10 protein-coding genes are annotated in these 13,135 nt (G+C 69.5%); 3 read left to right on the top strand and 7 right to left on the bottom strand.

Translation table 11 applies throughout. The features are described from left to right. Nucleotides 1-197: 197 nt before the first annotated feature. Entirely contained in the window at nucleotides 198-1,337 is a 1,140-nt protein-coding gene (locus ABD211_RS01700) for an alpha-hydroxy acid oxidase (protein WP_425560316.1), read from the top strand. Here ABD211_RS01700 and hppD read toward each other — a convergent pair. From hppD to aroF, 3 genes are all read right to left on the bottom strand, one after another. Next, the gene (hppD, locus tag ABD211_RS01695; protein ID WP_344125417.1) at nucleotides 1,276-2,349 is read right to left on the bottom strand and encodes a 4-hydroxyphenylpyruvate dioxygenase; all 1,074 of its coding nucleotides are present in this window, start codon (nucleotides 2,347-2,349) and stop codon (nucleotides 1,276-1,278) included. The two genes, ABD211_RS01700 and hppD, sit on opposite strands and share 62 nt — an antisense overlap. A gap of 56 nt (nucleotides 2,350-2,405) precedes the next feature. After that, nucleotides 2,406-3,404, bottom strand: a complete 999-nt coding sequence (locus ABD211_RS01690; protein ID WP_344125415.1) for a ParB N-terminal domain-containing protein — start codon at nucleotides 3,402-3,404, stop codon at nucleotides 2,406-2,408. A 378-nt stretch (nucleotides 3,405-3,782) separates the two neighbouring features. Continuing rightward, nucleotides 3,783-4,946: a 3-deoxy-7-phosphoheptulonate synthase gene (gene aroF, locus ABD211_RS01685; protein WP_344125413.1), complete on the bottom strand. Its 1,164-nt coding sequence runs from the start codon at nucleotides 4,944-4,946 to the stop codon at nucleotides 3,783-3,785. A 172-nt stretch (nucleotides 4,947-5,118) separates the two neighbouring features. Between aroF and ABD211_RS01680 the strand changes: the two genes are divergently transcribed. Then, nucleotides 5,119-5,922 carry an alpha/beta fold hydrolase gene (locus ABD211_RS01680; RefSeq protein ID WP_344125411.1) on the top strand — a complete coding sequence of 268 codons (804 nt, stop codon included), beginning with the start codon at nucleotides 5,119-5,121 and terminating at the stop codon, nucleotides 5,920-5,922. A 69-nt stretch (nucleotides 5,923-5,991) separates the two neighbouring features. Beyond that, nucleotides 5,992-7,869, top strand: coding sequence for an ABC transporter ATP-binding protein (locus tag ABD211_RS01675; RefSeq protein WP_344125409.1), 1,878 nt, complete (start codon nucleotides 5,992-5,994; stop codon nucleotides 7,867-7,869). 51 nt (nucleotides 7,870-7,920) lie between these two features. Here the strand turns inward: ABD211_RS01675 and ABD211_RS01670 are convergent, their stop codons facing one another. The 4 genes from ABD211_RS01670 to ABD211_RS01655 are packed head-to-tail and all read right to left on the bottom strand — an operon-like array spanning nucleotide 7,921 to nucleotide 13,018. Further along, nucleotides 7,921-10,272, bottom strand: a complete 2,352-nt coding sequence (locus tag ABD211_RS01670) for an FtsX-like permease family protein (RefSeq protein ID WP_344125407.1) — start codon at nucleotides 10,270-10,272, stop codon at nucleotides 7,921-7,923. After that, on the bottom strand, nucleotides 10,269-10,949 hold the full coding sequence (locus tag ABD211_RS01665) for an ABC transporter ATP-binding protein (protein ID WP_344125405.1): 681 nt from the start codon (nucleotides 10,947-10,949) through the stop codon (nucleotides 10,269-10,271). The genes ABD211_RS01670 and ABD211_RS01665 overlap by 4 nt, the downstream gene beginning before the upstream one ends. A gap of 28 nt (nucleotides 10,950-10,977) precedes the next feature. After that, on the bottom strand, nucleotides 10,978-11,250 hold the full coding sequence (locus ABD211_RS01660) for an acyl carrier protein (RefSeq protein WP_344125403.1): 273 nt from the start codon (nucleotides 11,248-11,250) through the stop codon (nucleotides 10,978-10,980). A 13-nt stretch (nucleotides 11,251-11,263) separates the two neighbouring features. Beyond that, nucleotides 11,264-13,018 carry a fatty acyl-AMP ligase gene (locus tag ABD211_RS01655; protein ID WP_344125401.1) on the bottom strand — a complete coding sequence of 585 codons (1,755 nt, stop codon included), beginning with the start codon at nucleotides 13,016-13,018 and terminating at the stop codon, nucleotides 11,264-11,266. Between the last annotated feature and the right edge of the window lie 117 nt (nucleotides 13,019-13,135).

Genomic DNA, 13,135 nt, shown 5'->3' with positions numbered 1-13,135 from the left:
GATACGTACTCCGGGAGTCACTCCGCTGACCTGCGGATATACATCCGTCCAATAGTGTCCAACCTGGACCCGTGACGAGCCTGGGTGGAATATCATCGGTGGCTTTCCATGCGTCACTCACGAAAGTCCTTCACATAGAGTCCCCGATCAGTAATGACGCGGCGGGAATACGATTTTCGTCGTTCAGTCCAGAGAGGATGACCCCAGTGCAAGCAGACTCGATCGAAGAATTCCGATGCGTGGCCGACCTGGAACGAGCCGCCGCGGCGGCGCTACCGGTCGACATCTGGGACTTCGTGGCGGGTGGCAGCGGCGCCGAGCTCACCCTGGCGGCGAACCGGGACGCGCTGAACCGGGTCCAGCTCGTGCCGCGGTTGCTGCGCGACGTATCCCGGTGCACGACCGACACCGTACTGCTGGGCCAGCCCGCCCGGGCGCCCATGGCGATCGCGCCGATCGCCTACCAGCGACTCGTCCACCCCGACGGCGAACTTGCCGCGGCCCGGGCCGCCCGCGACGCCGGCGTGCCGTTCATCGCCAGCACGTTGAGCAGCGTGAGCATCGAGGAACTCGCCGCGGTCGGCGGCAATCTCTGGTTCCAGCTGTACTGGCTGCGCGACACCGGGCACACGATGGACCTGGTGCGCCGGGCCGAGGAAGCCGGGTGCACGGGCATCGTGCTGACCGTCGACGTCCCGTGGATGGGCCGGCGCCTGCGCGACGTGCGCAACGCGTTCGGCCTGCCCGAAGATGTACGGGCGGCAAATTTCGGAGAACTCTCGACCGCGCACCAACGGCGGTCGTCGCAGTCCGCGGTGGCGGTACACACCAGCGAGGCGTTCTCGTCCGCGGTCACCTGGGCCTCGGTCGACCTGCTCCGGGCCCGCACCGCCCTGCCGTTGGCGCTGAAGGGGATCCTGGCGCCCGAGGACGCGCGGCAGGCTGTCGGCGCCGGCGTCGACGCGATCGTGGTCTCCAATCACGGCGGCCGTCAGCTCGACGGCGCGATACCGAGCATTGACGCGCTGCCGGCGGTGGTGCCCGCCGTCGACGGCGCCGTCGAGGTGCTGATGGACAGCGGCATCCGCACCGGCACCGACATCCTCAAGGCCCTCGCCCTCGGCGCTTCCGGCGTGCTGATCGGACGTCCGTTGATGTGGGGCCTGGCCATGGGCGGACAGGCCGGCGCCGAGCAGGTACTCCGGCTGTTGGCCGAAGAACTGCGCGACGCCCTCGGCCTGGCCGGCTGTGACAGCGTGGCCGCCGCCCCCTCGGTCAACGGCGCGCGGCCTGGTCGGCCACCTGCTGGCGCTCGACCGCCTCGTACAACGCCTTGATATTGCCGGTGCCGAAGGTACGCGCACCCCGGCGCTCGATGAGTTCGTAGAACAACGTGCGCCGGGGGTGTACCGACTCGGTGAAGATCTGCAGCATCACACCCGCGTAGTCCCGGTCGGCCAGGATGGACAGTTCGCGCAACGTCTCCAGTGGCACGCCGACGGAGCCAAGTCGCCCGGGTAGATCGTCGTAGTACGTCTCGGGCGTGGCCAGGAATCCGACGCCCCGGTCCGTGCAGTCGCGGACCCCGGCCGCGATGTCCTCGGTGAGGAAGGCGACGTGCTGCACGCCGGCACCATCGTGGTTGGCGATGAACCGGTCGATCTGCCCGGGCGCCCGGCTGGTGTCCGGTTCGATGATCGTGAAGGTCACGCCCCGGGACTGGCTCTGCACCACCTCGGACTCCATCGCCTGGGCCCCGACGATGATCCGCTCCTCGAACATCTTGGGCAGCCCGAAGATCTCGCGGTACGCCTCGACGGTCGGGCGTAGCGTACCCGCGGGTACGCATATGGCCAGGTGGTCGATGGTGCGCAGCAGACCGGTTCCCCGCAGGCCAGCACCGTGCTCGGCGATGACGCCGGGGGCGAACTGCCCGTCGGGTCGTTCCCGCGAGGTGAACCGGTGGGCGACGTCGCCGAACCCCTGCACCGAGGCGAAGGTTACCCGTCCGCCGGGCCCGTCCAGGGTCATCGGCGGCTCGACCGGCAGGGCACCACGCTCCACGGCCTCGGCGAAGGCCGCAGCCGCGTCCGGTACCCCGAGTCCGACGACCGCCACCCCGTCCCCGTGCCGCCGGACGTACTCGTCGGCCCGGTGTGCCCCGACCGACGACGTCACCAGCAGCGTGATCTCATGCTGCCGCAACAGGATCGACCGGCAGCCGGCGAGGCCGGTATCCGGATCGCCCTGGCCGTGCATCGTGAAGCCGAAGGAGTCGCGCAGTTCGCGGGCGGTCTGCTCAGCGTCCGCGACGTAGTACTCGAGATGGTCGATGGTCTGGATGTCCACGAACTGCCTCCGTCGGATCCGTGATCGATGGGGTGACTGGTCGTCCGACTGCCCGGTCAACCCGCCTTGGCCATGTCCTTGGTGGCGCGGGTGGCGAAGTCGGCCCAGAGGGTGGAGAACTGACGCGCCACGTCGGCGAGGGCTCCACTGCAGTGCGGTGGCAGGTTCTGGATGATCGATTCCCAGTCCTCGGCCCAGAGCGAGTGCAGGGTCAGCAGGCGGAGCAGGTTGCGCCCGGTTTCGCTGTACCGCAACGCGGGATCCGCCTTGAGTCGGTTGAGGATCGCGGCCTGGTTGGCGACCGGCGCTTGTTGCGGGCGGACCGGCGGTCGGGCGGGCGTCAATGTGCTGACCTCGGCGCGACGGTCGACGGCCGGTCCGACCCCGGCGGCCGCCCGACGGACCCGCCCGGGTACCAGATCCTCGCCGTTGCGCAGCCGGTTGCGCACGTCGCGGGCGGTCTCCGGGGAGATCGACGCCGCCTGCGCCACCTGACGCAGGGACAGGTGCGGCTTTTCCCGCATGAGCTGTCCGGCCAACCGACGGCCCGCGCTCCCGTCGAGCGGGCGCACCCGCCCGTCCTGCCCGACCCGGCTGGCCACCCGGTCGGTCGGATCGCCGATCCGGTTGCGGACGTCGGCCACCGTCCCCGGGGACAGCCCGGTGACCGCGGAGACCCGTCGGTCGGACCACTCCGGGTGGGAACGCACGATGCGCTCCGCGGCCCGCTTGCGGTCCGCCAACACGAGTGGCAGGCCGTGCGCGACGTTCAGTCTCACGGCGAGTACGAACGCGTCGGCGTCGGTGCCGTCGAAGAACCGGACCACGATCGTCTCGTCGCCGCGCAGCATGGCGGCCTTGAGCCGGTGCGCACCGTCGATGACGCGCATCGACGACCGGTGCACGATGATCGGCGGTACCGGGTTCTGTGTAGCCACCAAGGACTCCACATGCTCGAGGTTGATGCCAGACAGCCGCGGTGAGTCGGCAAAGGTCAACGAGTTGACGTCGATGCGGACCGCGGGCTGCTGCAGGATTTCTTCCTCCGGCGTCACTCCAGCTCCTTAGAAACCACCAGAATCTGAACAGAGAACAGCGACTTGAAGAATGCATCATCAAGTCAACAAACATAAATGGGTTGGGGTACCGGTCTTGTCGGCCGCCTTTGTTTGACGACTCCCGGACCGCATGGTTTTCCGGCCCGTAACAAGCGCCTGCGACGCTACCCAGCGAATTTATGTCGGTAAACCCCTGAGATGGGATTCGAACCCCCTGCCCGGAAACGCAAACCCCTACGTGACCCCTATACGGGTATCAATTACCGGGGATCTGCCCGACTGGTTCCGTTTCGCGGAATATTCGTGACGCCTACACGACATTTTCTAGGCACTTATTCACATAATGTCGATCACTACCGCAGAATGGCATTCGAACTAGGACACAACGGCCGGCTCGGCCACGGCCAAAGTGCGCCCCATCAGTGCCGACAGCACCGCGATGGCGTCGGCCAGCTCCGCGACATCTGCCTCATTGAGCGCCTGGTCGCCATCACACAACGCGACCTTCGGATTGGGATGGATGTCAATGATCAGACCATCCGCACCGACCGCGATCGCGGCACGGGTCAACGGCAGCACCAGGTCCCGGCGGCCGCCGGAGTGCGACGGGTCCACGATCACCGGCAGGTGGGACAACGACTGCGCGACCGGTACGGCACTGATGTCCAAGGTGTTGCGGGTGGCCGGTTCAAAGGTCCGGATGCCCCGTTCGCACAGCACTATGTCCAGGTTCCCGCGCTGCGCGATGTACTCGGCCGCGCTCAGCCACTCCTCGATGGTGGCGCTGAAACCCCGCTTGAGCAGGACCGGTCGGCCACTCTCGCCGACCGCCTGCAGGAGCGCGAAGTTCTGCATGTTGCGGGCACCGACCTGCAGCATGTCGGCGTAGGAGGCGACCAGGTCGACGTGGCCCGGGTCGATCACCTCGGTCACCACCGGCAGGCCGGTCTCGGCCCGCACGTCGGCCAGGATCCGCAGCCCGGCCTCGCCGAGCCCTTGGTAGGAGTAGGGCGAGGTGCGCGGCTTGAAGGCGCCACCCCGCAGCAGCGCGGCCCCGGCCGCCTTGGCCATCCGCGCGGCCACCAGCGTCTGCTCCGGAGTCTCCACGGCACACGGACCGGCGATCACGCTGAGCACGTCCGGACCGACCGGCACGCCACCCACCCGGACCACCGACCGCTGCGCGTGATGCTCGCGGCTGACCAGCTTGAACGGCACCGAGATCCGCATCACCCGCTGCACGCCGGGGCGGCTGCCCAGGTTGAGTGCCGCGAAATCGTCCAGATCCCCGACCAGTCCCACGATCGTCCGGGACACGCCCCGGCTGACGAACGCACTCCCGCCGGCAACGCGGACCAGGTCCACCACGGCGGCGAGGTCATCTTCGGTGGCATCGGGGGCCATCACCACAACCACGGAAACTCCTTCTTGTCGAGGGTTACCGTCGTCTTTCCGCACTATGAAATGCGCGACAGAATGGATCGGACGACGGTCATCGGTAAACAGGCAGACACAGCGTGGGTGATGCCCGGCATTCATTCAAGAATGGAAGCGGTCTTATTGCGCCGCGCTGTCCAACCGTCGGAGCCGCGCGGTTGGACAGCGATAGTCGCGACACACTGTTGCGCCACACTCGTCCTGGTTACCTTGTGGCGGGCGGCACCGTGGATGGCTCCGCCGTGACGTGTTCTATTCATTGCCGGAGGAGACCGTGCCCCACGTCAATACCAACGGCATCCGGCTGTCGTACGAGCGATCCGGCCGCGGTGAGAGCGTGCTGTTCATCATGGGCCAGGCCGCCGCCGGCCACGTCTGGTCCCTGCACCAGACGCCGGCCGTGCAGCGGGCGGGCTACGAGACGGTCATCTTCAACAACCGCGGCGTCGCGCCCTCGGACGTGCCGCCGGGCCGGTACAGCCTCGCCGACATGGTGGCCGACACCAGAGGACTCATTGAGTCGCTGGACCTGGCTCCGTGCCGGATCGTCGGCACGTCACTCGGCTCGATCATCGCCGAGGAACTCGCGATCGGCTGGCCGCACCTGGTCCGCTGCGCGGTGCTGATGGCCACCAGACCCCGCGCGGACGTGGCCCGGCTGGCCCAGACCATGGCGGAGCGGGCCCTGCGGGACAGCGGTATCCGGTTGCCCGCGAAGTACAACGCCGTCGACACGGTGACCAGGATGCTGTCACCGGCGACCCTGAACGACGAGGCCGCTGTCGCGTCCTGGCTGGAGATCTTCGAGCTGGCCGCCGAGTCCAGCACCGACGGCGCCGGTCAGGCCTGGGTGGACACCACCACGGACCGGCGGGCCGCGCTGGGCGCGATCACCGCACCATGCCGGGTCATCGCGTTCACCGACGACAGGATCGCTCCCCCGCACCTCGGTGTGGAGACCGCCGACGCCATCGGAAACTGCGACTTCGTGGAGATCCCCCGGGCCGGGCACCTCGGCTATCTGGAGCGCCCCGACGAGGTCAACGCCGCGATCCTCGAATTCCTCGGCAAGTACTGACCCACGATCACCGACAGCGAAAGCGAGGGCCGCTACATGGCCATGATGAGCGGCCCGGCCATGGGGCCTATGCCGATGCGACCCGGCTCGGACATCACCGGACGCGAACGGATCCGCAAGGGGACGTTCCGACGGATCCTCCCGTACGCCCGGCACTACCGCTGGTCGTTGACCGCGTTGGTGCTGCTCACCGCAGTACACGCGAGTCTCGCCGCGCTGAGCCCGATCGTGCTCAAGTTCATCATCGACGACGGCATCGTGCCCGGACGCCGCGACGTCGTCATCTGGTTGTCGCTGCTGATCGCCGGTCTCGCCGTGGTCGACGCGGGCGCTGTCTACCTGCAGACCCGGCTGTCCGGCCGGGTCGGACAGGGCCTGCTCTACGACCTGCGCACCACCGTCTTCGCCCACGTGCAGGCCCAACCTGTCGCGTTCTTCACCCGCGCCCAGACCGGGTCGCTGGTCAGCCGGCTCAACACGGACGTCCTCGGCGCGCAGCAGGCGGTCACCTCGCTGCTCTCCCAGACGACCTCCACCCTGCTGACGTTGGTCATCGTGCTGGTCACGATGTTCACCCTGTCCTGGCAACTGAGCATCGTGGCGCTCATGCTGGTGCCGATCTTCCTGCTGCCCACCAAACTGGTCGGCCGCCGGCTGCAGCGCCTCACCCGCCGCCGCATGCAGCACGACGCCGACATGGCGACGATGATGAGCGAACGGTTCAACGTGGCCGGCGCGATGCTCACCAAGCTGTACGGCCGGCCGGAGAAGGAAGCGGCTACGTTCGCCACCAAGGCGGGCGCGGTGCGCGACATCTCCACCAGGATCACCGTCTACGGACAGTTCATCGTCATCGTGGTCACCCTGCTCACCGCGTTGACCAGCGCGATCGTATACGGCTTCGGCGGCACCCTGGTCATCGGCGGCAACCTGCAGATCGGCACCCTGGTGGCCATGGCCGCGCTCCTGCTGCGGATCTACGGGCCGATCAACCAGCTGTCCAACATGCAGGTCAACGTGATGACCGCGCTGGTCAGCTTCGACCGCCTGTTCGAGGTGCTGGACCTCAAGCCACTCGTGCGGGAGAGCGCCGACGCCCGGCCGCTGGCCGTGGGCGGCGCCGCCCCCACCATCGAGTTCGACCAGGTCTCGTTCCGCTACCCCAACGTCGCGGAGGTGTCGTTGGCCTCATTGGAGTCCATCACCCTGCGCGCCCCGGAACGACACCACGACAACTACGCCCTGCGCGACGTGAGTTTCAGGGTGCCCGCCGGGACACTGACCGCGCTGGTCGGCCCGTCCGGTGCCGGCAAGACCACCATCACCCAGTTGGTACCGCGTCTCTACGACGTCACGTCGGGGACGGTACGCATCGGTGGCGAGGACGTCCGGGATCTGACGCTACGGTCGCTGCACGACACGGTCGGCGTGGTGACCCAGGACGCCCACCTGTTCCACGACACGATCCGCGCCAACCTGCTGTACGGGCGCGAGGACGCCAGCGAGCAGGACCTGATCGAGGCCTGTGACGCGGCCCGGATCTGGTCGGTGGTCTCCTCGCTGCCGGACGGGCTCGACACCGTGGTCGGCGACCGGGGGCACCGGCTGTCCGGCGGTGAGAAGCAGCGGATCGCGCTGGCCCGGCTCCTGCTCAAGTCGCCGCCGATCGTGGTGCTCGACGAGGCCACGGCCCACCTGGACTCCGAGTCGGAGGCGGCCATCCAGCGGGCGCTGCAGACCGCGCTGCACGGCCGGACCTCGCTCGTCATCGCCCACCGGCTGTCCACCGTGCGCGAGGCCGACCAGATCCTCGTCATCGAGGGCGGCGAGATCAAGGAGCGGGGCAACCACGACGAGCTGCTGGACGCCGGCGGCCTCTACGCCGACCTGTACCGCATCCAGTACGCCCGCCAGGACGACGGCGCGGTCCCCAGCCGCGCCGGCTGACCGGCTCGCGCCGCGCGCGGAGACTCACTCCGCTCGCGGCGCGGCGACGGCTCATTCAGCCCGCAGCGCGGCGGCCGAGTGCGTGCGGGCCGCCCAACCGGCCGGGACCAGCGCACTGAGCACAGCCAGTACCACGCCGGACAGACCCAGCGCGAGCAGTTCGAGCGGGTGGTAGACGGTGACCACGGAATGCGGCAGTTCGGTGCCCGCCGCCCCGGCCATGACCGGTACGACTGCCCGGTGCAGCAGCCAGCCGGCCGGGACGGCGAGTACCCCGCCCAACGCCCCGACCGCCACCATCGAGGTCACCACCATGAGCCGGACCTGCCGGGGGGTCATACCGATGGCCTTGAGCACCCCGATCTCGTGTACCCGCTCCCGGGTGTTGAGCACGACGGTGTTGAACACACCGAGCGCGGCGACCACGGACAGCAGCACGGTGAGCGTGGCGATCAGGCCCAGCATCACCGACACCGTCTGGTTCTCCTGCGCCTGCGAGGTGAGCTCCGGCACCGCGCCCACCGCGGCCAACGGCGTCGTCGCGTTCTCCACATAGGTCTCGATGTCGGTCCCAGCGGTCAGCTCGACCTCGAACCACTGTGGAGTGACGCTGCGCACCAGGCCGTCGAGGGAGTCCGTGGACATCACGATGGTGGCGCTGGAGCCGTTGGCGAACACCTCGCCGACGATGCGCACCCGGCGCTGGCCGAGTTGAGTGCCCACGGTGATGGTGTCGCCCACCTTCGTACCGGTCAGCCGCAGCATCCGCGACGTGCCCACCGCCTCATCGGCACCGGCGTACCAGCGCCCGGACAGCACCGGATAACCGGCCTGCGAGGCGTCCCGATCGTAGGCCCGGATCGTCAGCGGCTCGGTGGACCCACCCAGGTTGGCCTGCACTTCGGTGAGCCCGAGCGCCAGTGCCGTGCCAGGCTGCGCCTCGATCGCGGCGCGCACCGCCACCGGGTCGGGCTCCGCGCCGGGTGAGCTGCCCCCCGGGCCGCCGGGCGGGCGGTAGCCGACCATGACCGGGACGGCCGACGTCCGGTCGAACGCGGCCACCACCCGGAACAGCGTGGTGGCCAGCCCGACGGCGAACACCATGGTGGTCGCCCCGAGCAGCACGGCGACCAGGGTCACCGCGGTGCGGGCCGGCCGGGCGAACGGCGTACCGAGGCCGAAGCTGACCGCCCGCGGCAGCCGGGTGCCGGCGAGCGCGCGACGCACCCGGTAGCCCCGGCCGGTGCGCGGCGCCCGGCCGACCGTGATGGCCGACACCGCGGACAGCCGCCCGGCGCGTACGGCTGGGCCGAGAGCGGCCAGCCCCACACTCACGGTCACACCCAGTAGGACGACGGCCAGGGTCCAGCCGGGCACCGCGGCCGCGCCCGGGATGTTGTACGCCGAGGCCGTCTGCAGCAGCAACGGTTTGGCCGCCAGCCAGCCGAGCCCCACCCCGGCCAGCCCCGACGGTATGGACACCCCCAGGATCTGGCCCACGAACACGGCCGCCACCTGCGCCGGTGTGAAGCCCAGCGCCTTCTGGATCCCGATCGACTTGTACCCGGCGACGACCGCGCCGGCCACCACGTTCGCCACGATGAGCACCGAAATAACCAGGCCGAGGACGCAGAACGCGATCACGAACGGCACCATCGGCCGCAGGCTCTCGGTGGCCCGCAGCCGGACGGCCTGATAGGTGGACGCACCGGTGAGCGCGTCCGACGGCAGCCCATCGGTGGCCCCGGCCAGGCTGGCCCGCACGGCATCGTCGCTGTCCGCGGACGCGAACCGGTAGAGCATCTGCCATCCGGGCACCGCCCCACTCGCGTGCAGAACATCAACCTGGGAAGGCCACACCCAGGCATCGCCGGTACCGGTGATGGAGTCGGCGATGCCCACCACGGTGAGCCTCAGACCACCGGCCACATCGACCGTGACCTGGTCACCGACGTGTGGGGCGACCTCCCGCCCCGGCAGGATGTCCTCGGACAGCACGATCTGCCCCGGCCCGGTCAGCCAGTCGCCGTCGACGAGATACAGCTGGTCAATGCCGGAATCCGCCGTCTCGCGACCCACGATCAGGCCCGGTGGCAACGGCATCCGGTCGCCACGGATCTGGGCGGACACGGTCTCGTACGGTCCGGACGCGGCCGTGACGCCGGGCCGCTTCGCGGTCGCCGCGAGGTCCGCGCTGCTCACCTTTGCCGCGTCGAAACCGGCCGTGGCGTGCGCGCCATGCTGGCGGTCGAAGGCCCGGTCGAACGGCGCCGTCGAGGCCACCAACAAGGCCAGAGCCAGGACAGCGGTACCACTGGACAGCAGCACCACCGCGCCGATGATCAGACTCTGCAGCCGGCGCCGGTGCACCGCACCCCAGGCCAGTCTTGCCACTGCTCTCACGTCGTCACCTGTTCGGTCAGTCGGCCGTCGCGCACCTCCACGATGCGGGTCGCGCACTGGCGCGCCAGGGCCGGATCATGGGTGACCAGCAGGATGGTCTGGCCGCGTTGGTTGAGGTCCCGGAGGAGTTCGATGATGTGCGTACCGGCCTGCGCGTCCACCGCGCCGGTCGGCTCGTCGGCGAGCAGCAACGGGGGTCGGTTGATCAGCGCCCGGGCGACCGCGACCCGTTGGCGCTCGCCGCCGGAGAGCCGGGCCGGGTAGGCGTTGGCCCGCCCGGTCAGCCCGAGTGTGGCGAGCAGGTCGTCGGCCCGGGCCAGCGCGTCGCGCCGGGGTACGCCGGCCAGTTGCGCGGGCAGCAGCACGTTGTCCCGCGCGGTCAGATCGTCAAGCAGGTGAAAGAACTGGAAGACGATGCCGATGTGATCGCACCGGAACTTGGCCAGCGCGGTCTCGGACTGGCGGTTCAACACCGTGCCGGCCACCTCGACGTCACCCTCGGTCGGCCGGTCCAGGCCGGCGACCAGGTTCAGAAGCGTCGATTTTCCACTACCGGACGGGCCCATCACGGCGACCGCCTCGCCCGCCGACACGGTCAGGTTGACGCCCTGCAGCGCCGGCGGCCCGGCCGTCTCGTACCGCTTGCCGGCGCCGCGCAGCCGTACCACGTCAGTCATAGGGTCACCGTAGCGGCGGACGGGCGCATTACGCCGGCTCACCGGACAGCGTCAGCCGCTCCGCCAGGTAGTGCGCGAGTGCGGCCACCGTAGGGTGATCCCACAGCACGTCCGGGTCGATCTCGAATCCGACGCGGTCCTCCACATCGGTCAGCACGGCGACCGCCCGCAACGAGTCCAGGCCGTACGCCGACATGGGTTCGGCGGGGTCGATCGTGCCGCCGGGGACCTTCAGCGACACGGCCAGGTGCGCGCACAGAAACTCCCGCAGTTCCGCCTCGATCGCGGCCGGATCAGACATGGGCTCACTCCGTTCATCTCAGACCGGCGACCAGCGCGGGCGCCGGCGGGTCCTGGTAGAGGGCGGCGATCCGACCTTCGCCGAACAGCGTGCGCATCGCCGAGCGCTGCACCTTTCCGCTGGTGGTCCGCTGGACCGTGCCCGGCCGGAGCAACAGCACCGCGGCCACCTGGACCCCGAACTCCCGACCCACCGTGTGCCGCACCTCAGCGGCCAGGGCCGGCAACCGGTCATGGGCGGCCCTGGTCACCTCGAACGCCACCACCACGCCCAGCGCGTCGGCGTCCCCCGCGTCGCTGGCGAACACGGCGCCGATCCGGCCCAGGTCCGGGTGCTGCACGCGCAACTCCTGCTCCACGTCCTGCGGGTAGATGTTGCGACCGCGCACGATCAGGGTGTCCTTGAGCCGGCCGTGGACGTACAACTCGCCGTCGTCGAGCACGCCGAGGTCACCGGTCCGCAGGAAGCCGTCCTCGCCGTCGGCGGTGCTGTTGCCGAAGGCCGCCGCACCGCTGTCGCTGGCCCAGTACCCGCGGGAGATGCTCCGCCCGCGCAGCCAGATCTCACCCAACTGACCGTCGGCCCGCGCCTGGCGGGTGTCGGGGTCAACCACCCTGACCTCGCACGCGCGGGTCGGTCGTCCGCAGCTGACGATCTCGCGTACGGGCTGACCCGGCTGGGGGTCGGAGAAGCTACCGGCGGCGAGCGCCTCGGGATCCACCACCTTCACCTGCGGTGTACGGGCCGGGATGCCGCTGACGTAGCCGGTGGCCTCGGCCATGCCGTACACCGGGGCGAAGGCCTCCACCCGGAACCCGGCCGGCGCGAACCGGTCGGCGAACGCCGCGAGCACCGCCGGGTTCACCGGCTCGGAGGCGTTGCCGGCCATCCGCAGGCGGGACAGGTCCAGCGCGCGCAGCTCCTCGTCGGTGACCCGGTCCAGGCACAGCTCGTAGGCGAAGTTCGGCGCGAAGGTGAACTCGACATTGTGCTCGTCGATCACCTGCAGCCACCGCACCGGGCGCCGTAGGAACGTCATGGGCTCCATCAGCAGGGCCGATCCACCGTGCAGCAGGGCGTAGAGCAACACCGCCTGCAGGGCCAGGTCGTGGTACAGCGGCACCCAGCCGCAGGCCCGTGACGGGTTCGAGAAGCCGAGCTCCCGCGCGGCGATGTCCAGGTTGTACAGAATGTTGTCGTGATCGATGATCACGCCTTTGGGGTCTCCGGTGGAACCGGAGGTGTACTGCAGCAGGGCGACGGTCGACCGGTCCAGCCGCACCGGGCGCCAGTGGTCCGGGTCGCCCAGTCCGGGTTCGTCACTGGCCGCCACGATGGCGTGCTCCGCGCCGAAGGCCTGCGACCATTCCCGGACCTCGCCCAGCTTGGCCGAGGTGGTGAGGACGGCGGACACGTCGGCGTTCGCCATGATCGTGGCCACCCGGAAGCGGTGGTGCTGATGGCGACCCGGCAACGGCGCCGGGACGGCGATCATGCCGGCGTAGAGGCAACCGACGAACGCGGCGACGAACTCCAGCCCGTTGGGGTAGAGCAGGAGCACCCGCGATCCCACCGGCAGTCGCCGCTGCAACCACTCCGCGCAGCCGCGCGCCTCACGGTCGAGCTGCTCGTAGGTCCACATCGTCATTCCGTGCCGCACGTCGTCCGGGTCGGCGAGGAAGCCCACCACGTCCTGTTGAGGCCGTTCGGCGGCGCGCTGGCGGAACAACGTCACGACATCCGGTGCGTTGCCTAGGTCGTAGCTCATCGCTGGCCATCCCTGGTCATCGGCCGCAGTGCGGGGCGGGTTGACGTCCGTTCAGCAAGCTGTCCCGCGAGTTGCGCGACGGTGGGGGTGTCGAAGATCTGGCGGATGTCGAGCTCG

The organism is Luedemannella flava (genome assembly GCF_039528515.1).
Classification (GTDB): domain Bacteria; phylum Actinomycetota; class Actinomycetes; order Mycobacteriales; family Micromonosporaceae; genus Luedemannella; species Luedemannella flava.
The sequence above is the reverse complement of the archived record's forward strand: the minus strand, read 5'-3'. Positions and strand labels throughout refer to the sequence as shown.